At 68.1% G+C, this 20,449-nt stretch carries 20 protein-coding genes and 1 pseudogene; 15 read left to right on the forward strand and 6 right to left on the reverse strand.

Going from position 1 to position 20,449, the window contains the following annotated elements; translation table 11 throughout:
* The first annotated feature begins 245 nt into the window (after positions 1-245).
* The 3 genes from IQ782_RS04900 to IQ782_RS04910 all read left to right on the forward strand — a co-directional run bounded on the left by IQ782_RS04900 (position 246) and on the right by IQ782_RS04910 (position 3,320).
* A complete protein-coding gene (locus tag IQ782_RS04900) occupies positions 246-1,844 on the forward strand; it encodes a phosphoenolpyruvate carboxykinase (protein WP_194133492.1) in 1,599 nt (532 codons plus the stop codon).
* Positions 1,844-2,377 carry a DUF3859 domain-containing protein gene (locus IQ782_RS04905; protein WP_194133493.1) on the forward strand — a complete coding sequence of 178 codons (534 nt, stop codon included), beginning with the start codon at positions 1,844-1,846 and terminating at the stop codon, positions 2,375-2,377. The genes IQ782_RS04900 and IQ782_RS04905 overlap by 1 nt, the downstream gene beginning before the upstream one ends.
* 442 nt (positions 2,378-2,819) lie before the next feature.
* Positions 2,820-3,320, forward strand: coding sequence for a type III secretion system chaperone family protein (locus IQ782_RS04910; RefSeq protein WP_194133494.1), 501 nt, complete (start codon positions 2,820-2,822; stop codon positions 3,318-3,320).
* A gap of 54 nt (positions 3,321-3,374) precedes the next feature.
* Here IQ782_RS04910 and IQ782_RS04915 read toward each other — a convergent pair whose 3' ends face one another.
* Complete coding sequence (locus IQ782_RS04915; RefSeq protein WP_194133495.1) at positions 3,375-4,304, reverse strand: L-lactate dehydrogenase; 930 nt, start codon at positions 4,302-4,304, stop codon at positions 3,375-3,377.
* A gap of 221 nt (positions 4,305-4,525) precedes the next feature.
* Between IQ782_RS04915 and purE the strand changes: the two genes are divergently transcribed.
* A complete protein-coding gene (purE, locus tag IQ782_RS04920; RefSeq protein ID WP_194133496.1) occupies positions 4,526-5,017 on the forward strand; it encodes a 5-(carboxyamino)imidazole ribonucleotide mutase in 492 nt (163 codons plus the stop codon).
* 147 nt (positions 5,018-5,164) lie between these two features.
* Positions 5,165-6,238, forward strand: coding sequence for a 5-(carboxyamino)imidazole ribonucleotide synthase (locus IQ782_RS04925; RefSeq protein ID WP_194133497.1), 1,074 nt, complete (start codon positions 5,165-5,167; stop codon positions 6,236-6,238).
* Between the two features lie 19 nt (positions 6,239-6,257).
* Here the strand turns inward: IQ782_RS04925 and IQ782_RS04930 are convergent, their stop codons facing one another.
* Positions 6,258-7,397, reverse strand: a complete 1,140-nt coding sequence (locus IQ782_RS04930; RefSeq protein WP_194133498.1) for an alpha-D-ribose 1-methylphosphonate 5-triphosphate diphosphatase — start codon at positions 7,395-7,397, stop codon at positions 6,258-6,260.
* Between the two features lie 111 nt (positions 7,398-7,508).
* On the opposite strand from IQ782_RS04930, the gene IQ782_RS04935 reads away from it, so the two are divergent.
* From IQ782_RS04935 to IQ782_RS04965, 7 genes are all read left to right on the forward strand, one after another.
* Positions 7,509-7,952 (forward strand): NUDIX domain-containing protein, encoded by a 444-nt coding sequence (locus tag IQ782_RS04935; protein WP_194133499.1) that lies wholly within the window; start codon positions 7,509-7,511, stop codon positions 7,950-7,952.
* 40 nt (positions 7,953-7,992) lie between these two features.
* Positions 7,993-8,937, forward strand: coding sequence for an ABC transporter permease (locus tag IQ782_RS04940; RefSeq protein WP_194133500.1), 945 nt, complete (start codon positions 7,993-7,995; stop codon positions 8,935-8,937).
* The gene (locus tag IQ782_RS04945; RefSeq protein ID WP_194133501.1) at positions 8,934-9,749 is read left to right on the forward strand and encodes an ABC transporter permease; all 816 of its coding nucleotides are present in this window, start codon (positions 8,934-8,936) and stop codon (positions 9,747-9,749) included. The genes IQ782_RS04940 and IQ782_RS04945 overlap by 4 nt, the downstream gene beginning before the upstream one ends.
* The gene (locus tag IQ782_RS04950; RefSeq protein WP_194133502.1) at positions 9,746-11,437 is read left to right on the forward strand and encodes an ABC transporter ATP-binding protein; all 1,692 of its coding nucleotides are present in this window, start codon (positions 9,746-9,748) and stop codon (positions 11,435-11,437) included. The genes IQ782_RS04945 and IQ782_RS04950 overlap by 4 nt, the downstream gene beginning before the upstream one ends.
* Positions 11,415-12,860 (forward strand): aldehyde dehydrogenase family protein, encoded by a 1,446-nt coding sequence (locus tag IQ782_RS04955; protein ID WP_194133503.1) that lies wholly within the window; start codon positions 11,415-11,417, stop codon positions 12,858-12,860. The genes IQ782_RS04950 and IQ782_RS04955 overlap by 23 nt, the downstream gene beginning before the upstream one ends.
* 35 nt (positions 12,861-12,895) lie before the next feature.
* The gene (locus IQ782_RS04960; RefSeq protein ID WP_194133504.1) at positions 12,896-13,636 is read left to right on the forward strand and encodes an SDR family oxidoreductase; all 741 of its coding nucleotides are present in this window, start codon (positions 12,896-12,898) and stop codon (positions 13,634-13,636) included.
* Between the two features lie 200 nt (positions 13,637-13,836).
* On the forward strand, positions 13,837-14,841 hold the full coding sequence (locus tag IQ782_RS04965; protein ID WP_194133505.1) for a P1 family peptidase: 1,005 nt from the start codon (positions 13,837-13,839) through the stop codon (positions 14,839-14,841).
* A gap of 24 nt (positions 14,842-14,865) precedes the next feature.
* Here the strand turns inward: IQ782_RS04965 and IQ782_RS04970 are convergent, their stop codons facing one another.
* Positions 14,866-15,654 carry an SseB family protein gene (locus IQ782_RS04970; RefSeq protein ID WP_194133506.1) on the reverse strand — a complete coding sequence of 263 codons (789 nt, stop codon included), beginning with the start codon at positions 15,652-15,654 and terminating at the stop codon, positions 14,866-14,868.
* Positions 15,651-16,247, reverse strand: a complete 597-nt coding sequence (locus tag IQ782_RS04975; RefSeq protein ID WP_194133507.1) for a uracil-DNA glycosylase family protein — start codon at positions 16,245-16,247, stop codon at positions 15,651-15,653. The genes IQ782_RS04970 and IQ782_RS04975 overlap by 4 nt, the downstream gene beginning before the upstream one ends.
* A 178-nt stretch (positions 16,248-16,425) precedes the next feature.
* On the opposite strand from IQ782_RS04975, the gene IQ782_RS04980 reads away from it, so the two are divergent.
* Both IQ782_RS04980 and IQ782_RS04985 read left to right on the forward strand, forming a co-directional pair.
* Complete coding sequence (locus IQ782_RS04980; RefSeq protein ID WP_194133508.1) at positions 16,426-17,085, forward strand: ABC transporter ATP-binding protein; 660 nt, start codon at positions 16,426-16,428, stop codon at positions 17,083-17,085.
* Positions 17,063-18,688 carry a KpsE/RkpR family capsule polysaccharide export protein gene (locus tag IQ782_RS04985; protein ID WP_194133509.1) on the forward strand — a complete coding sequence of 542 codons (1,626 nt, stop codon included), beginning with the start codon at positions 17,063-17,065 and terminating at the stop codon, positions 18,686-18,688. Before IQ782_RS04980 ends, IQ782_RS04985 begins: the two co-directional genes overlap by 23 nt.
* 88 nt (positions 18,689-18,776) lie before the next feature.
* Here the strand turns inward: IQ782_RS04985 and IQ782_RS04990 are convergent, their stop codons facing one another.
* A complete protein-coding gene (locus IQ782_RS04990) occupies positions 18,777-19,352 on the reverse strand; it encodes an NADPH-dependent FMN reductase (RefSeq protein WP_194133510.1) in 576 nt (191 codons plus the stop codon).
* Positions 19,353-19,567: 215 nt separating this feature from the next.
* Here IQ782_RS04990 and IQ782_RS04995 point away from each other — a divergent pair, with 215 nt between their 5' ends.
* Positions 19,568-20,320 (forward strand): MauE/DoxX family redox-associated membrane protein, encoded by a 753-nt coding sequence (locus IQ782_RS04995; protein WP_194133511.1) that lies wholly within the window; start codon positions 19,568-19,570, stop codon positions 20,318-20,320.
* Positions 20,321-20,373: 53 nt separating this feature from the next.
* Here the strand turns inward: IQ782_RS04995 and IQ782_RS05000 are convergent.
* Positions 20,374-20,449: pseudogene (locus IQ782_RS05000) on the reverse strand (electron transfer flavoprotein subunit alpha); the annotation flags it as partial.

Consider the following 20,449-nt stretch of genomic DNA (forward strand, 5'->3'; position numbering starts at 1 on the left):
GGCTAAAATGCCTCACCTCGCCAGCGCAAGGTGCAGAAACTGTAACCGATGGTAACGCTAGCCTTAACGAGTGCTAACGCTAAAGCTATTTTGGTTGCGCTAACTGGCTGGATGCCTTCTGTTCTTGGCCGATCCCAACATGTTAAAGGCTCTGATACCGGTGGCGGGCGCCTCCGGTGGACGGCAGGCGACGTGCCGCCCCAATGACTACCGCCGCCCACACCGCGGCTACAGGAGCTTGGCAGATGACATTTGGACGGGTGAACCCGCAATTCCGGCTTGAAGATCAGGGGATCGAAGGCCTGGGCAATGTCTATTACAATCTTATGGAGCCTGCTCTGATCGAGGCCGCCCTGAAATGCGGCGAGGGCACCCTCGGCAAGGGCGGCGCCTTCTACGTCACAACCGGCAAGTTCACCGGCCGTTCGCCGCAGGACAAGCACGTGGTGAAGACCCCCTCGGTCGAAGAGCACATCTGGTGGGAAAACAACCGCGCCATGTCGCCCGAAGGGTTCGACGCCCTGCATGCCGACATGCTCGAACACATGAAGGGCAAGGACTACTACGTCCAGGACCTGATCGGCGGCGCGGACCCGGCGCATTCGATCAAGGTGCGCATGGTGACCGAGCTGGCCTGGCACGGCCTGTTCATCCGCCACATGCTGCGCCGCCCCGAGCGCGAGCAGCTCGACGAGTTCCTCGCCGACTTCACCATCATCAACTGCCCGAGCTTCAAGGCCGACCCGGCGAAGCACAACTGCCGCACCGACACCGTGATCGCGCTGAACTTCGACAAGAAGACCATCCTGATCGGCGGCACCGAATACGCCGGCGAGAACAAGAAGTCGGTCTTCACGCTGCTGAACTACATGCTGCCGATGAAGGGCATCATGGCGATGCATTGCTCGGCCAACCACGCGCCGGGGAACCCGGTTGATACCGCCGTGTTCTTCGGCCTGTCGGGCACCGGAAAAACCACCCTTTCAGCCGACCCCGAGCGTGTGCTGATCGGCGACGACGAGCATGGCTGGTCGGACCGCGGCACTTTCAACTTCGAAGGCGGCTGCTACGCCAAGACGATCAACCTGTCGGCCGAGGCGGAGCCCGAGATCTACGCGACCACCTCGAAGTTCGGCACCGTGATCGAGAACATGATCTTCGACGAGGAGACCTTCGAGCTCGACTTCGAGGATGACAGGCTGACCGCGAACATGCGTTGCGCCTACCCGCTCGAGTATATCTCGAACGCGTCGTCCACCGCGCTTGGCGGCCACCCGAAGAACATCATCATGCTGACCTGCGACGCCTTCGGTGTCCTGCCGCCGATCGCGCGGCTGACCCCGGCGCAGGCGATGTACCACTTCCTGTCCGGCTTCACCTCGAAGGTGGCGGGCACCGAGCGTGGCGTGACCGAGCCGCAGCCGACCTTCTCGACCTGCTTCGGCGCGCCCTTCATGCCGCTGCGCCCGGAAGTTTACGGCAACCTGCTGCGTGACAAGATCGCCAAGCACGGCGCGACCTGCTGGCTGGTGAACACCGGCTGGACCGGCGGCGCCTATGGCACCGGCCACCGCATGCCGATCAAGGCGACCCGCTCGCTGCTGCACTCGGCGCTGAACGGCTCGCTTGCCAAGGTCGAGTTCCGCAAGGACCCGAACTTCGGCTTCGAGGTGCCGGTCTCGGTCGAGGGTGTGCCCGAGCTGCTGCTCGATCCGCGCCGCACCTGGTCGGACAAGGCGGCCTTCGATGCGCAGGCCGAGAAGCTGGTGAACATGTTCGCCGAGAACTTCGCGCAATACGTGCCCTACATCGACGAAGACGTGAAAGCCGCCGCGATCGGCTGATGCGCCTCGCCGCGATCCTCATGCTGCTGGCCGGACCCGCCTTGGCGGGGTCCGGCCTTTCTTTTGCCGAGCCGCCCCTGGTGCTGATCGAGCGCGGGGTGATCTGCCAGGTCACCCCCGAGGGCAGTCGCCCGGCGCCCGAGACCGAGCAGGGGGTGATCAACCTGATCGAGCCGGGCCGACGTGTCGATGTACTGACCGAGATCGTGCCTGCCGCGCTCGGCATCAGCTTCGGCATCCGCTTCACCCTGTCCGAGACCGCCGCGCCCATGGCGTTGCGGGTGATCGTCACCCACCCGCCGATGGGACCGCGCGGGGTCGAGGTGGAGAGCTGGACCACCGAGGCTGCGCCGGGGGCACCGAGCGTCAGCCTGTTCACCTTCGAATACGCTTACGAGATGGTCGAGGGCAGCTGGACGATGGCGCTCGAGGCCGGCGGCGAGCGTCTGCTCGAACAGCAGTTCACCGTGGTCCCCGGCGATGCCGCCCGGCCGGTGCTGGCGGCCTGCGATGGCCCGGCGGCAGTGTCGTGATCGGGGCGCGTTCGCGATCCTTAACACGCTAAACGGTATCTTAGGGTATTTGTGTCACCCGATACGTGCGACACGGCATTTTCCAGAAAAATCACCGGCATTTTCAACCGCGGAATTGTCCCGTCTTTCGCAACCGTTTCACCGATTTCATCCACATGCCAACCGCGGGAGTCAGGCCGCTGAAAAGACTCAGAACCTTGAGTCTGCCCCCCTGCGGATTCCCCGGAGTTGCCCACAGAGGGGGGAATCTGCATCTTGATTAAATAACAGATCACTCCACAACTTATTGCGTGTGTCGCGAATATTTCGCTTTACAGAAGGTGCGCGCCACAGGCACGATATATGGTAAGAGACGAGGGCCTAACCCCAACATCTCTCGAGCAGGCACCTAGCACTCGGGGCGCTGCCAAAGCCCCGAAGCTACAACCATAAGAGGTGGCGCATGGCACTGTCCGAAGATTTCCTGAGCGAAGAGCTGCACCCCATCGACATCGTCGAGACTCTGGCCGAGACCAACGACTGGGATTTCGACCGCGTTGGCGAAGACCAAATCGCCATGGCGGTTGAGGGGCAATGGCGCACCTATTCCATCACCCTCGCATGGTCGCCCTATGACGAGACGCTGCGGATGATCTGCAGCTTCGAGATGGAGCCTCCCAAGGACTCGCTGTCCGAGCTCTATGCCGGGCTCAACCTGGTGAACGACCAGTGCTGGGCGGGTGCTTTCTGCTACTGGCCCGACTCCAAGCTGATGGTCTACCGCTACGGCCTCGTTCTGGCCGGCGGTCAGGTCGCCAGCGCCGATCAGATCGACACGATGATCGGGGCGGCGGTGATGGCATCCGAGCGCTACTACCCCTGCTTCCAGCTGATCAACTGGGCTGGCAAGACCGCCGAAGAAGCCCTGCAAATCGCCATCGCGGAAGCCTACGGCCGCGCCTGAGCACGGCCCATTGACCCAGCATTGCGACGGGCCGGCGCGGCCCTCGCACCGCCCCTAGCGGATCCCGAGCGCGGTTTCCTTCAACATCTCCGCGGAGGCGCGCAGCGCGGCTGCCTCGGACGGATCGAGATCGGGGGCCAGCGTCGCCACCACCCCGCTTGCACCGACCACGCGAGGAAGGCTCAGGGCGACATCCCGCACCCCCTCCACCTCTGGCGTCACCACCGAGACCGAGAGCACCGCCCGCTGATCGTCGCGGACCGCCTGCACGATCCGTGCCAGCCCGGCGCCGATGCCGTACCAGGTCGCGCCCTTGCCCTCGATGATGCGATAGGCGGCGCGGCGCACGGCCTCGTCGATGCGGGCGCGGACCTCTTCGGTGATCGGCGCGTGGACCTGCTCGGCAAACTCGCCGACGGTGATCGCCCCGGCGCGGGCCGAGGCCCAGCCCAGCACCTCCGAGTCCCCGTGCTCGCCGAGCACGTAGGCGTGAACCGATTGTGCCGCGATGCCGAGGTGATCGCCCAGCAGCCAGCGGAAGCGGGCGGTGTCGAGGATGGTGCCCGAGCCGATCACCTGCCCGGCGGGCAGGCCCGAAGCGCGCAGCGCCACTTCGGTCATCACGTCCACCGGGTTCGAGGCGACGAGCAGCATCGCCTTGGGAGCGGCTCTCTGCACGCCCTCGATCACCTGCGCAAACACCTCGGCGTTGCGCGACAGCAGGCTCAGGCGGCTCTCTCCGGGCTTCTGCGCCACCCCGGCGGCGAGGATGACGATCGCCGCCCCCTCGAGCCGCTCGTAACCGCCCGAGCGCACCTGGCAGGGGTGGGCGAAGGGCACCGCGTGGGCGATGTCCTCGGCCTGCGCTGTCGCCAGTGCGGCGCTGCGATCGACCAGGACAATCTCGCTCGCCCCGCCGCGCAGCGCCAGCGCATAGCCCGCCGCCGAGCCGACCATGCCCGCCCCCACGATCCCCACCTTCATGGCATTCTCCCTTGCGACGCCGTTCGCGGTACCATGGCACGACGGGCGCGGGGCACCAAACCCGGAGGATCGGGCAGCCGGTCACGGGGCGCAATTTCTCGCCCGCCGCCCAGACCGCGCGCAATCGCCCGTCACGGCATGGGTACGCATGGACACCGGGAGCGGCGCGGCTATAGTGCCGCCTTCACAACACGGATCCAGCAGGCGAAAGAGGCCCGGACATGACGGAACAGGTGAAGGTCGGCATCATCATGGGCAGCCAGTCGGACTGGCCCACGATGCAGGAAGCGGCGCAGATGCTCGACGAGCTGGGCGTGGCCCATGAGGTCAAGATCGTCTCTGCGCACCGCACGCCGGACCGGCTCTGGACCTATGGCAAGGAAGCCGCCGGGCGCGGGCTGCAGGTGATCATCGCGGGCGCCGGCGGCGCGGCGCACCTGCCGGGCATGATGGCCTCCAAGACGCGCGTGCCGGTGATTGGCGTGCCGGTGCAGACCAAGGCACTCTCGGGCGTCGACAGCCTCTACTCGATCCTCCAGATGCCGCGCGGCTTCCCGGTGGCGACCATGGCGATCGGGGCTGCGGGCGCGGCCAACGCCGGGCTGATGGCGGCGGGCATCCTTGCGCTGCAGGATCCGGCGCTGGCCGAACGGCTCGACGCCTGGCGGCAGGCGCTCTCGGACTCGATCCCCGACGAGCCGCTGCGGGACTGACCCCCGGACTGATACCCCGGCACGCGCAGATGCCTTGGGTGCGCCCTCCGTGGCGCACTCCTTCACCGCGCCACACAAAGGGGTGTTGCAAGCCGCGCCAATCCGCAGGAAAAGCGGCCAAACCCGACCCCAGCAACGGAGACCCCCATGTCTGACGCTCTTCCCCAAGGTGCAACCATCGGCATTCTCGGCGGCGGACAGCTGGGACGGATGCTCTCCGTGGCCGCCAGCCGCCTCGGCTACCGCACGCATGTCTTCGAGCCGGGTGCCGAGCCGCCCGCCGGCCATGTCGCCCACGCGGTGACCACCGCCTCGTACGAGGACAAGGCGGCGCTGACCCGCTTCGCCGAGTCGGTGGACGTGGTGACCTACGAGTTCGAGAACATCCCCACCGAGGCGCTCGACACGCTGCAGGCGCTGCGCCCGATCCGTCCGGGCCGCGAGGCGCTGCGCGTCAGCCAGGACCGCATGACCGAGAAGGAATTCCTCGCCGGTCTCGGATTGCGCACCGCGCCCTTCGCCGCGATCGACACCGAGGCTGACCTGAGCAATGCGCTCGAGCTGATCGGCGCGCCCGCCATCCTCAAGACCCGCCGCTTCGGCTACGACGGCAAGGGTCAGGCACGCATCCTGTCGAAGGACGATGCCGCAGATGCTTTCGAGGCGATGAACGGCGCCCCGGCGATCCTCGAGGGCTTTGTCGATTTCAGCCACGAGGTCTCGGTGATCGCCGCGCGCGGCGTCGATGGCGAGGTTGCCTGCTTCGACCCCGGCGAGAACGTCCACCGCGACGGCATCCTGCGCACCACCACCGTGCCCGCACGGCTGACCCCGGCGCACCGGCAGGACGCGATCCTGCTGGCGGGGCGCATCCTCAACGCGCTCGACTACGTCGGCGTGATGGGCGTCGAGCTCTTCGTCTGCGCCGATGGGCTGGTGGTCAACGAGATCGCACCGCGGGTGCACAACTCGGGCCACTGGACGCAGAACGGCTGCAGCGTCGACCAGTTCGAGCAGCACATCCGCGCGGTGGCGGGATTGCCGCTGGGCGATGGCGCGCGCCATTCCGACGTGCAGATGGAGAACCTGATCGGCGACGACATGGACCGGCTGCCCGAACTGCTGCGCGAGGCCGACACCGCGCTGCACCTCTATGGCAAGGCCGAGGCCAAGCCGGGCCGCAAGATGGGCCACGTCAACCGCATCGTCCGCGGCGGCTGATCAGTCGTGAAGGGGCGCTTCAGACGATGAAGCGCCCGGCCACCTCGCCGCTCATGTAGGCGACAACGCCCCCGGCGATGGTCGCCACGATGCGCCGCGATTCCCGCTCGCGAATGATGAGATCCGCGCGCAGCCCTTCCTCGATGCGTCCCCGGTCCGTCAGCCCCAGCAGGCGCGCGGGTCCTTCCGACACCAGCTTCCAAGCTTCGACCTCGTTCAGCAGTCCAAGTTCCACGCAGCGCCAGGCCGCGCGCGCCGGGGCGGGGTAGTGGTAGTCCGAGGCCAGCGCATCGCACAGCCCCATCCCCACCAGCTCCAGCGCCGAGACATTGCCCGCGTGGCTCGCCCCGCGCACCACGTTGGGCGCGCCGAGCACGATGAACTCCCCGGCGTCGCGCGCCGCCTGCGCCGCCTCGACCGTCTCGGGGAACTCCGACACAAGCGCGCCGCGCGCGCGCCATGCGGCACGGCCCTCGGCGGTGCGGTCGTCGTGGCTGCCCATGGTCACGCCGCGCGCCGCGAGCCGGGCGCAAAGCCCGTCGAGCGCCGCCGGAACCTCGGCCCCGCGGTCGTGCAGATCCATCATCAGCGCCAGATGCGCCTCGGGGCTGCGACCGCTCTTCAGCGCCTGACCGGTCAGCCGCGGCGGCTTGCGCCCCTCGGCGAGGCGCTGGTGCGGCAGGTGGTCGTTGAACACCACGTAGGAAATGCCCCAGCGCGCCACGGCGTCTTCGGCCCCGGCGAAGCCTTCGAGGAAATGCGTCTCGAGCCGCAGCTGCAGGCGCAGGTCGACGGGCACGGTCGGGGCGACCTCGGTGACGGCGGCGAAGACCTCCTCGGCGAACTCCGGCCCGCGCATGCCGCCTTCCCAGGACCAGAACTGCGCCAGCGCCGCCGTCGTGATGCCGCAGGCCGCCAGTTCGGCGGCGCATGCCTGTACCCCGGAGGCGCGCTCGCGCAGCGCCCCGCGGCGCGGCGCCATGTGGCGCTCGAAGCCGTCGCCATGCGCGTCGACGATGCCCGGCAGCAGCTCGAAGCCCGACAGGTCCACCTCCTTGCCGCCGCCGCCGCCGATGACCCCGCCCGCAATGGACAGCGGCGCGTCGCTCCAGCCCTCGGGGCGCAGGGCGGGGGCATTCAGAAGGGTCAGATTGAGCACGGGCAGGGGCCTTTCTTCGGGCCTGTCAGGGGCAGGGCTGGGTCGGCGCTTGAGATACGCGCCCGCCCGGCCCTATGAAAGGGGCAAAAGGACACGCCCGAAGGGAAGCCCATGCCGAAGTCCCCCCGCCTCGCCGCCCGCGCCGTGCTGCTGCACGAGGACCGGCTGCTGCTGGTCAACGCCTGGCCCGGCGGCAAGAGCGACCTCTGGTGTGCCCCCGGTGGCGGCGTCGAGACCGGTGCCTCGCTCCCCGACAATCTTGCCCGCGAGCTGCGCGAGGAAACCGGGCTCGCGGTGAAGGTCGGCCCGCCGTGTCTCGTGAATGAGTTCCACGATCCGGGCAGCGGCTTCCACCAGGTCGAGATCTTCTTCCGCTGCCACATCATGGCGGGCCAGCTCGATGCCACCTGGCAGGACCCCGAAGGCGTGGTGACCGAGCGCCGCTTCGTCACCCGCGACGAGATGGCGGCGCTGCGCTTCAAGCCCGACAGCCTGCCGCATGTGGCCTGGGGCAGGGGCTTCGGATACGACCCGCTCGAGCTGATCCAGCATTGAGCATCTGGACCGGGGCGCGCCCCGCGCCTAACGTGGCCCCATGCTAGGTTACGCGCTCAAACGTCTGACCTCGCTGGCGGTTTCCCTGCTGGTGGCGTCGCTGGTCATCTTCCTGGTGGTCGAGGTCGCCCCCGGCGATCCGGCCAGCTACATGCTCGGCATGAACGCCCAGCCCGACACGGTGGCGGCGCTGCGCACGGAACTCGGCCTCGACCTGCCGAAGTGGCAGCGCTACCTCGCTTGGCTCGGCGGCATGCTCACGGGCGACTTCGGCACGTCCTATACCTACCGCACGCCGGTGGCCGAGATGGTGGCTGAGCGCATCACCGTCTCGCTGCCGCTGGCGCTCTACGCCTTGGGGCTCTCGACGCTGATCGCGTTGCCCGCGGGAATTTACGCCGCCGCGCGCCGCGGCAAGGCCGGGGACGCCGGGGTGATCGGCGCAACGCAGCTCGGCATCGCGATCCCCAACTTCTGGTTCGCCATGCTGTTGGTGCTGCTCTTCGCGCTGAAACTGCGCTGGTTCAGCGCCGGCGGCTTTCCCGGCTGGGAGCAGCCGCTCCTGGCGCTGAAATCCCTCACCCTGCCGGCGGTGGCATTGGCGCTGCCGCAGGCGGCGATCCTCGCCCGGGTCATGCGGTCCTCGCTGATCGACATCCTCTCGGAGGATTTCATCCGCACTGCCCGCGCCAAGGGTCTCTCGCGCCGGCAGGCGCTCTGGCGGCACGGGCTGCGCAACGCGCTCATCCCGGTGCTGACCATCCTCGGGCTGCAGTTCTCGTTCCTGCTGGCGGGGGCGATCATCATCGAGCAGGTGTTCTTCCTGCCCGGCCTGGGCCGGCTGATCTTCCAGTCGATCACCCAGCGCGACCTGATCGTGGTCGAAAGCGTCGTCATGCTGCTGGTCTTCGCGGTGATCGCGGTCAATTTCCTCACCGATATGGCTTATGCCATCGCCGACCCGCGACTGAGGCACGCGCGATGAAACCCACGCTGATCCTCGGCGCGCTGCTGACGCTGACCTTCACCCTCGCGGCGCTGCTGTCGTTCCTCTGGACGCCGGGTGACGTCGAGGCGGTGAACATCGCCGCCCGCCTGCAGCCGCCCTCCGTGGCGCACTGGCTGGGCACCGACCACCTCGGCCGCGACATGCTCAGCATGGTGATGACCGGCGCGCGCACCTCGCTCGCCGTTGCGCTGGTGGCTGTGGGACTGGGCATGGGGCTGGGTGTGCCGCTGGGGCTTGCCGCCGCCGCAAGGCAGGGCGGCTGGCTCGACGAGCTGGTGATGCGCGCCAACGACCTGATCTTCGCCTTCCCCTCGCTGGTCATCGCCATCCTGATCACCGCGATCTTCGGCCCCGGCGCGCTCAACGCGATCCTCGCCATCGGCATCTTCAACATCCCGGTCTTTGCCCGGCTTACCCGCGGCGCGGCGCTCAGCTTCTGGCGCCGCGAGTTCATCCTCGCCGCCCGCGTCGCCGGCAAGGGCGCGCCGCGGATCAGCCTCGAGCACATCCTTCCGAACCTGGCCAACCTGCTGATCGTGCAGGGCACCATCCAGTTCTCGCTCGGCATCCTCGCCGAGGCCGGTCTCTCCTACGTCGGCCTCGGCGCGCAGCCGCCGGTGCCGAGCTGGGGCCGCATGCTGGCCGACGCGCAGACGATGGTGTCGCTGGCGCCGCATGTCGCCATCGTGCCGGGCCTCGCCATCCTGCTGACGGTGCTCGGCCTCAACCTGCTCGGCGACGGTCTGCGCGACGCCCTCGATCCCCGCCTGAGGCCGTCCCGCGCATGAGTGTTTCTTCTGGGCAGAAATATCCCGGGGGTCCGGGGGCAGAGCCCCCGGTCCGGCAGGTCTCGCAAGCGCTGCTGCAGGTCGAAGGGCTCAGCCTCGCCTTCGGCGGCACCGCGATCCTCAGGGACGTCTCCCTGTCGCTGCCGCAGGGCGAGATCCTCGCGCTGACCGGCGAGTCGGGCTCGGGCAAATCGATGACCGCGCTCGCCGCCATCGGTCTGCTGCCGGAGCGGGCCGAGACGTCCGGCAGGCTGCTGCTCTCGGGCCGCGACCTCATGACCCTGCCCGAGCGCGATCTCTGCGCGCTGCGCGGCCGCGAGGTGGGCATGGTCTTCCAGGAGCCGATGACCGCGCTCAACCCGGTGCAGCGCATTGGCGACCAGGTGATGGAGACCATCCTGATCCACAAGGCGATGTCCCGCGACGCCGCCCGCGCCCGCGCCGCCGAGGTCATGGCCCGCGTCGGGCTCGACCCGGAGCGCATTCCGCCGACCCGCTACCCGCATGAGCTTTCGGGCGGGCAGCGCCAGCGGGTCGGCATCGCCATGGCCATTGCGCTGCGGCCGAAGCTGCTGATCGCCGACGAGCCGACCACCGCGCTCGACGTGACGACGCAGGCGCAGATCCTCGATCTTCTCACCGGGCTGGTGCGCGACGAGGGGATGGGCCTGCTGATGATCACCCATGACATTGCAGTGGTAGCGGGCATGGCCGACCGCATTGCGGTGATGAACGCCGGGCGCATCGTCGAGCAGGGGCCTACGGCGCAGGTGCTGGCCGAGCAGCGCCACCCTTACACCCGCCAGCTTTTCGAGGCCTCGCGCCATCAGGCGCCGCTGGCCCCGGTCACACCCGGCGAAACGCAGCTCAGCGTGCAGCAGGCGGTCCGCGACTACCCGCTGCCGCGCCGGCATCCCCTTGCGCCGCGCAGGATGTTCCGCGCGGTGAAGGGCGTCAGTTTCGACATCCGCCGCGGCGAGCGGGTCGGACTCGTGGGCGAGTCGGGCTGTGGCAAGTCGACGCTGAGCCGGGCGATCCTCGGGTTGGAGCCGCTACAGGCGGGGATGATCACCCTCGACGGCAAGCCGATCCTCTCGCATGGCAGGCCCGACCCCGAGATCCGCCGCCGCGTGCAGGTGGTGTTCCAGGACCCCTACGGCTCGTTCAATCCGCGCCACAGCGTCGGACGGATCATCGCCGAGCCCTTCCACCTGCTCCCGGACCCGCCCAAGGGCGCCGCGCGGCAGGCCGCCATCGCCGGGGCGCTCACCGCCGTCGGGCTGAAGCCCGAGCACGCCGGGGCCCCGATCCACGCCTTCTCCGGCGGGCAGCGCCAGCGCATTGCCATCGCCCGCGCGCTGATCATCGAGCCCGAGCTGGTGATCTTCGACGAGGCGGTCTCGGCGCTCGACGTGCGGGTGCGGGCACAGATCCTCGACCTTGTGGCCGAACTGTCGCGCAGGCGCGGCCTCAGCTATCTCTTCGTCAGCCACGATCTTTCCGTCGTGCGCTCGATCACCGACCGGGTGCTTGTGATGCGCGAGGGCGAGATCGTCGAGCGCGGCGACACAAGCGACGTGTTTGACAATCCCCGGCACTGGTATACCAAAACCCTCATGGAGGCGGCGCCGAGACTTCGGGCGCCGGAGACGGGAGGAGAGGACGATGCCGGAGGGGAACCCCTTTGACAGCGCCCGCGTGCTCATTGGCGGCACATGGCGCGAGACCGCGGAGACGCTGCCACTGAGCGATCCGTCGACCGGAGCCGAGATCGGGCGCATCGCCCGCGGCGGCAAGGCCGAGATCGACGCGGCCGTGGCCTCGGCGCAGGCAGCGCTCGATGGGGAGTGGGGCGCGATGACCGCGCTGGAGCGCGGGCGCATCCTTACCCGGATCGGATTGCTGGTTCTGGAAAACGTCGAGCTGCTGGCCCGGATCGAGGCGCAGGACGTGGGCAAGCCGCTTTCGCAGGCGCGGGCCGACGCGGTGGCTCTGGCGCGCTACTGCGAGTTCTACGGCGGCGCGGCAGACAAGATCCACGGCGAGACCATTCCTTATCTTGACGGCTACACCGTCTACACCCTGCGTGAGCCGCATGGGGTCACGGGTCATATCGTGCCGTGGAACTATCCGATGCAGATCATCGGCCGCTCGGTCGGCGCGGCGCTCGCGATGGGCAATGCCTGCGTGCTGAAACCGGCCGAGGATGCCTGCCTGACGGCGCTGCATTTCGCCGATCTGGCACAGCAGGCGGGGCTTCCGGCGGGGGCGCTCAACGTGGTGCCGGGGCTGGGGTCCGAGGCGGGGGCGGCGCTGTCGTCCCATCCCGGCGTTCAGCACATGAGCTTCACCGGCTCGGTCGCCACCGGTGCCGCCGTGCAGCGCGCGGCTTCTGACAACGTGATCCCCGTGACGCTGGAGCTCGGCGGCAAATCCCCGCAGCTGGTCTTTGCCGACGCCGATCTCGATGCGGCGCTGCCGTTCCTCGTCAATGCCGGGCTGCAGAACGCCGGGCAGACCTGCTCGGCCTCCTCGCGCATCCTCGTGCAGCGCGAGGTGCTCGACGAGGTGATGACCCGCATGGCCGCCGCTTACGAGGCCAAGCTCGTTGGCCCCGCCATGGATGACCGCGACATCGGCCCGCTGATCAACGCAACCCAGAAGCGCCGGGTCGAGGGGTTTCTCGAACAGGGGGCCGACCTGCCGGTGCTGGCGCGCGCAAGGCTGGCCGAGGGGCTGCCCGAGGGCGGGCATTACGTCGCCCCCTGCCTCTACGGCCCGGTCCCTGCGGAGCACGCGCTGGCGCAGGACGAGATTTTCGGCCCGGTGCAGGTGGTGATCCCCTTCGAGGACGAGGCGGAGGCGCTGCGCATCGCCAATGGCACCGACTACGGGCTCGTCGCCAGCGTCTGGACGCGCGACGGCGCGCGCCAGATGCGGCTCGCGAAGAAGTTGAAGGCGGGGCAGGTGTTCCTGAACAACTACGGCGCCGGGGGCGGGGTCGAGCTGCCCTTCGGCGGGGTCGGCAAGTCCGGCCACGGGCGCGAGAAGGGCTTCGAGGCGCTCTACGGCTTCTCGGTGCTGAAGACGGTGGCGGCGCATCACGGCTGAGCGCCGCGCGAGACGACATGAGGGAGGAGACAGGCATGAGACTTTCGGGAAAGACCGCCATCGTGACCGGCGCGGGTTCGGGCTTCGGCGCGGGCATCGCGCGGCGCTTCGCGGCTGAGGGCGCGCGGGTGATGGTCGCCGACATCAACATGGAGGGCGCCATGGAGGTGGCCTCGGAGTTCGGTGGCATCGCGCATGAGGTGAACGTCGCCGACGGCGCCTCGGTCGAGGAGATGGCACTGCGCGCCGGGGCCGAGCTGGGCCGGGTCGACATCCTGGTGAACAACGCTGGGGTCACCCACCTGCCGGGCTTCATGGAAGACATCAGCGAGGCGGATTTCGACCGCGTCATGGCGGTGAACTGCAAGTCGGTCTACCTGACGGCCCGCGCGTTGGTCGCGGGCATGAAGGAGCGCGGCGCGGGGGCGATCCTCAACGTCGCCTCCACGGCGGGGGTCTCGCCGCGGCCGAAGCTGAACTGGTACAACGCCTCGAAGGGCTGGATGATCACCGCGACGCGGGCCATGGCGATCGAGCTGGCGCCCTTCGGCGTGCGGGTCAACGCGCTGAACCCGGTGGCGGGCGACACGCCGCTGCTGAAGAGCTTCATGGGCGAGGACACCCCCGAGATGCGTGCGAAGTTCCTCTCGACCATCCCCATGGGGCGGTTCTCGACCCCCGAGGACCTGGCCAACGCGGCGCTCTATTTGTGCTCCGACGAAGCCTCGCTGGTGACAGGCGTGTGCATGGAGGTGGATGGCGGGCGCTGCATCTGAGGCCAGCAGGCGAGACACGCGCGACCTTTCCGAGACAGATGTCTCAGCGGCGGGACACGCGCGGATTTTTGCCTTGAGCACGGCGGCATCACGCCTTTCATTGTTCGTCAAATACGCAAAGGCGCCTGCGACAGCAGGCGCCCTTGTTCTTTCGCCGCAGTGCAGCAAAATGTTTACCAGTGGCTGCAAGGAGTGGACTCATGCGACCCGGACCTCTCAACCTGATCACCGACGTGCCCGGCCTGAAGGTGGGCAATGCCGAGGATTCCCTGCTGAAGTCCGGAGTGTCGGTGGTGACTGCCGAGGCACCGATGGTGGCCTCTGTCTCGGTCATGGGCGGCGCGCCCGGCACGCGCGAGACTGACCTTCTTGCCCCCGACAAGACCGCGCCGGGCGTGGATGCGCTGGTGCTCGCGGGCGGCAGTGCCTTCGGCCTTGCCGCGGCGCAGGGGGTGATGGACGCTCTCTACGAAGAGGGGCGCGGTTTCGCGGTCTTCTCGGCACGTGTCCCGATCGTGCCGGCGGCGATCCTTTTTGACCTGCTCAATGGTGGCGAGAAGCGCTGGGGGGTGAACCCCTACCCGGCGCTGGGGCGGCAGGCGCTGGCCAATGCGTCAACGTGCTTTCGGCTGGGCTCGCGCGGGGCGGGCTGCGGTGCGCAGACCGCGCAGCACAAGGGCGGGCTGGGCTCGGCCTCGCTGGTGCTCGAGGGCGGGATCACCGTCGGTGCGCTGGTGGCGGTGAACCCGATGGGCAGCGTCACGACCCCCTCGGGGCGGCATTTCTGGGCCGCGCCCTTCGAGTTCGACGCAGAGTTCGGTGGGCTCGGAGGCGAGCCGATGACGGGCTTCCACGACATGCCGGAGAGTCGCAAGGCGGGGGCGATGGCGGCGCTCGGGAATACGACCATCGCCGTGGTCGCCACCGACGCGCAGATCGACAAGGCGCAGGCGCATCGCATGGCGGTGGCGGCACAGGATGGCATCGGGCGGGCGATCCTTCCGGCGCATTCGCCGATGGACGGGGACCTCGTGTTCGCCTGCGCCACGGGGCGACAGGCGCTGCGCGCCCCGGCGCAGCAGCTGGCGCAGATCGGACACGCGGCAAGCCTGTGCCTGTCGCGGGCCATCGCCCGCGCGGTCTGGGAGGCGACGCCGGCCTTGGGCGACACGCTGCCGACGCTGCGCGAGGAGCTCGGCCTTTAGGGCGCCCCGCTCAGCGGAGGCGCATCACCGCAGGATCGGCGGGCTGTCGGGGTCGGAACCGGGGGCGACGCGCTCGATCCGCGTGGGCTCTTCGATCTCGGGCAGGTCGAAGCGCAGGCCGACGCGGGTCAGCGAGGCCGCCAGCGGATCGCTGTCGCGCAGGAAGAGCACGTCGAGCGCGCCCGCCTCGATGCCCGAGAAGACCAGCGCCTCGTTCACCGCGCGCGCCAGCGCGTCCTCGGCTCCCGGCACGGTTCCGGCGAAGGCGAGGATGTGGCCGCGGCCGCCGCCCTCGTAGGTGGCCCCCGCCAGCCAGGCGCAGCGGGCGAAGCCGGCGGCGGTGGCGAGCTTGGTGTCGAGCGCCGACAGCAACGCCTCGGGGAGGCCGCCGGGTCTGGTGACTTCCTCGATTCGGGCCTCGTCCTCTGAAGGACCATGGCCGAGCGTCGCCGCCAGCCAGTCCACCGCCTCGGCGGGCAACAGGGTGGAGGCCTCGGAGACCTCGATGTTCACCGCGAGGCCGATGCCCTGTCCGGCCAGCATGTTGGCCACGGCGCGGCCCGAGAGCGCGGCATAAGGCGCGGCGCGGCCGGTGAATTGCGACAGCCGTTCCTCGCGGTCGAAGACAAGCACGAAGCGGGCATCGCCGAGGTCGAAGAGCTCGGGCTCGATCTGGTCGCCGTCGATCTCGCGGGTGAGCAGCAGGAAGAGCTCGCCATCGGCGAGGCGCTCGTAGAAGCGTAGCCGGGCGTTGTCATCCTCGGGGGCGGCGTCCATCGCTTTGAGCGCGGCGTCGAGCGGTGTTGTCGTCATGTCAGGACCTCGCGGACACGGGCGCGCAGGACGGGCAGGAGCTCGGCCTCGAACCACGGATTGCGTTTGAGCCAACCCGTATTGCGCCAGGACGGGTGGGGCAAGGGCAGAGCGTGGGGAAGATGGTCGCGCCAGGCGGCAACGGTCTCGGTCACGCCGGCCCTGGTTCCGAGGTGGTAGCGATGCGCGTGACCGCCGATGTAGAGGCGCAGCGGCAGGGGGCCGAGCGCCTGGAAGAGCGGATCGTGCCATGTGGCGCGGCAGATCGGCGGCGGCGGCAGATCCGCGCCCTTGGCGTCGTAGCCGGGAAAGCAGAAGGCCATGGGAACGATGGCGACGCGGCTCTGGTCCCAGAATTCCGCTTCGGACAGGCCGAGCCAGTCGCGCAGCCGGGCGCCCGAAGGATCATCGAAGGGACGCCCCGAGCGGTGCACGCGCATCCCCGGTGCTTGGCCGGCAATGAGCAGCCGAGCGCCGGGGCGGAACCAGGCCACGGGGCGCGGCGTGTGCCGCGTGGCGGTTGCGGCAAAGCGTTCGGCGCAGAGGCGGCAGGCGGATATGTCGTGCTTGAGGGTGGTCAGGGCATCAGGCATGGCGAAGAACTAGGTCCTGAGGGGGAGCAGCGCCAGTCCGGCACGCGGCTCAGGATATTGCGACCTTTGTGCGGCGATTTGTTCAAAATTTGGTCATATTGTAAACGAATTCGCTGGGTAGGAATCCCTTATACCGCGCGCCGCTAGTATGCTCGGTGCGTCGGTTGGGGGCAGTGAGATGATCGAGTTCGACATGGTCAGCAAGTCCTTTTGGACAGGGGAGCGCCGCAAGGTGATCCTCGACCGTGTGTCGTTCCAGATCTCCGTTGGCGAAAGCATCGGCATCCTTGCGCCCAATGGCACAGGCAAGACCACTCTCATCCGGATGATGGCAGGGCTGGAAAAACCTGACGAGGGCGAGATTCGCCGGACCTCGCGGGTGTCTTTTCCGCTGGGCTTCATGGGGGGGGTGGTCTCGAAGATCTCCGCGCGCGAAAATGCCCGCTTCATCGCCCGCATGTATGGGCTCGACCCCGAGTATGTCGAGGCGTTCTGCCGCTGGCTCTGCGGACTCGGCGAATATTTCGACCAGCCGATCGGCACCTACTCGTCGGGGATGAAAGCGCGCTTCACCTTCTCGCTGATGCTGGCGCTGGATTTCGATATCTACCTGATAGACGAGGGCATGCCGAGTTCGACAGACGTCGAGTTCAACCGAAAGGCAGGCGAAATCCTCGCCGAGCGGCTGCGAACCACGACCATCGTGATCGTCTCGCACCAGCCCGCGATCCTCGAGAAATTCGCCAATAAGGCGGCGGTCCTGATGGACGGGAAGCTGCACCAGTTTGATACCTTGGAAGAAGCGAAACGGCTCTATGACTACGAAACCCAAGGCTAAGAAGTTCCGCCTCCGCCGACCCGAACCGAGGCTTGTCCCGCCCGCCGCCGTTCCGGCGGATGAGCGCCCGCAAGCCGATCCCGCAGCGCCCGAGGCGGCGCAGCCCTCTGCCGGAACCGAGGAGCGGCCGGTGGCCGGGTCCACGGATATTGAGGCAATCCGCGGCGAAGGGCTCACGGGTCGCCAGTTGCGGCTCGCCCGCCGGGTGGCGCAGAAGAACGGCTTCGAACCTGCCTCGGATTACGACGCGGTGCGGATGCTGCGGGCGCGGGGCATCGACCCGTTCCAGCGCAGCTCGATGCTCGAGCTCGTGGTACCCGAGGCAGGCAGCGGCGGCGGTGGAGCCAAGGCGCCCGGAGCCGGCCTGCCGGTGCTGCACCCCGAGGGCGAGGGATTGCCGCTGCCGGTCGCGCCGAAGACCCAGCTGCCCTCAACCCAGACTGCCAGTCCCGCCGAGCGCCGCGCCGCCGAGATCATGAAGATCCAGCAGGAACTGGCGAAGCGCCGCCGCAAGAAGCAGGCAATGCTGCTGACCCGGCTGGCCTTCTTCGTGATGCTGCCGACGGTCCTCGCGGGCTATTACTTCTACGTCGTGGCTACGCCGATGTACGCCACGAAGTCCGAGTTCCTGATCCTCAAGGCCGAGAACTCCGCCTCGTCCATGGGCAGCCTGTTCTCGGGCACGCAGTTCGCCACCAACCAGGACGCGATCGCGGTGCAGAGCTACCTGATGTCCAAGGACGCCATGCTGCGGCTCGACCGCGACGAGGGGTTCAAGGCGCATTACCAGCAGGAGCGGATCGACCCGCTGCAACGGCTCGACGAGGGGGCGTCGAACGAAGACGCCTATGGGGTCTACAAGCGCAATATCGAGATCGGCTATGACCCCACCGAGGGCGTGGTGAAGATGGAGGTGCAGGCGGCCGACCCCGAAACCGCGGCCCGTTTCAGCCGGGCGCTCATCGGCTATGCCGAGACGCGGGTCGACAACCTGTCGCTGCGCAAGCGCTCGAACGCAGTGACCGATGCCGAGGTCGGGCTGGAAGAGGCGCAGGCCGAGCGTCAGGATGCGCAGGAGAAACTGGTGCGCCTGCAACAGCAGGGGTCGGTGATCGACCCCGAGGGGCGCATCGCCGCTCTGCGCACGCAGATCAGCAACGTCGAAGTGCAGCTTCAGGAAAAGCAGCTCACGCTGCGAGCGCTGCTCGACAACGTCCGCCCCAACAGCTCGAGGGTCGAAGGCGCACGCGGCGACGTGCGGCGGCTTGAAGCGCTGCTCGGGGACCTCAACGCACAGATGACCACCGCGACCACCGGAGAGGATTCTCTGGCCGAAAAGGCGGTGCAGATCCAGCTGGCACAGGCCGATCTGGCCACCCGCGACCTGATGCTGCAGACGGCACTCGAGCGGCTTGAACAGGCGCGGCGCGATGCCGAGAGCCAGGCGCGCTATCTGACCACATCGGTCGAGCCGGTGGCCTCGCAGGACCCGAGCTACCCGCGCGCCTTCGAGAACACGATCCTGGCCTTCCTGATCTTCTCGGGCATCTACCTGATGATCTCGCTGACGGCCTCGATCTTGCGCGAGCAGGTATCAAGCTGAGCCGTGCACCTGCCGCGCGCCCCTCGCAAAAGAAAACGCCCGGCGCGCGCCGGGCGTTTTTGCGTCTGATCCGTGAGTGGATGGGAGATCAGGCCGCTTCGGCGCGCGCCGGCTTCAGTGCCTCGCCCCAGACCGAAAGCTCGCTGAACATGCCTTTCAGGCCGTCCACCACCGGCTGCTCGGGGCGCAGCACGCCGTCCTCGCCGATGTAGTTGAACACGAAGGGCACCGGCACCGACTGCGGCAGCGCCATGACGTTCATGTTGACCAGCAGCTGGCGAAGTTCCTGCGCGGCGCGCATGCCGCCCGAGACGCCGCCGTAGCTGACCACGGCCGCGACCTTGCGCTCCCACTCCACGGCGAGCGCCTGGATGGCGTTGACCAAGGCAGCCGAGGGGAAGCTGTTGTATTCCGGGGTCAGGAAGACGAAGGCATCGGCCTCGGCGACCTTGGCGGCCCATTTCTTGGTGTGCTCGTGCTCGTAAGCCTGGGCGCGCGGGTGGCCGGCCTCGTCGAGCAGGGGCAGGTTGATTTCCTTGAGGTCGACGACTTCGACGTCGAAGCCGTTCTGCTGCTTGGCGATCTCTTCGACCCATTTGCCGACGATCGGCACGATGCGGCCGGGACGGGTGGAGCCGAGGATGATTTTCACTTTGAGAGACATGGGAGCTGTCCTTCCGGGAACATGGGATTGGGTCGGCCGAGGGGAGGTGGCCGTGCCTTGCGCCCATACCTACGCTTGATTGGCGGCGGAACAATTCGCCCGAGCGCACAGATCGGGTGCGTTTGCGCACGGGCGCGCGGTGCGAGGCGGTGCAAGCCAGCGGAAACAAGCCGGGACCTGAGGCGTTGAGCAGGCAACAGCAGCAGGAGACCCTCATGCCCGACACGGACACCCGCAGCGCCGATCTCTACCGGATGGTCATGCCCAAGCACCTCTGTCCCTGGGGCCTGAAGACGAAGGATCTGCTGGAGCGCGAAGGCTACAGCGTCGAGGATCACCCGCTGCGCAGCAAGGAGGAGGCCGAGGCGTTTCAGGTCGCACATGAGGTGAAGACCACGCCGCAGACCTTCATCGGCGGGGCTCGGATCGGCGGCTACGAGGATGTGCGGCGCTTCCTGGGAAAACCCGTCCGGGACCCGGAGGCAACATCCTATCGGCCGGTGATCGCGATCTTTTCCGTCGCCTTCCTGATGGCTCTGGCGTTGAGCTGGCTGGTGCTGGGGACCGTGCTCTCGTGGCGCGTGATCGAGTGGGCCATCGCCTGCGGCATGGTGCTGCTCGGCCTTCAGAAGCTGCAGGACGTCGAGAGCTTCCAGACCATGTTTCTGAACTACGACCTGCTGGCACAGCGCCACGTGCGCTATGGCTATATCTACCCCTTTGCCGAGACCGGCGCGGGCCTGCTGATGCTGGCCGGGGTGCTGACATGGCTGGCGGCTCCGGGGGCTCTGGCGATCGGCGCGATTGGCGCGGTCTCGGTGATCAAGGCCGTCTACCTCGACAAGCGCGAGCTGAAATGCGCCTGCGTGGGCGGCGGCAGCAACGTGCCTCTGGGCTTCGTGTCGCTGACCGAGAACCTCGCGATGGTTGCCATGGGGCTGTGGATGCTGATCAAGCTATTCGCTTGATACGAAAAGGCCCGCCGGAGAGGCGGGCCTTTCGCTGTGTCTGCCTTGTCGGCTCAGAGCTTCTCGGTCAGCTCGGGCACGGCGGTGAAGAGGTCGGCGACGAGGCCGAAGTCGGCGACCTGGAAGATC

Source organism: Salipiger mangrovisoli (assembly GCF_015223355.1).
Lineage (GTDB): Bacteria > Pseudomonadota > Alphaproteobacteria > Rhodobacterales > Rhodobacteraceae > Salipiger > Salipiger mangrovisoli.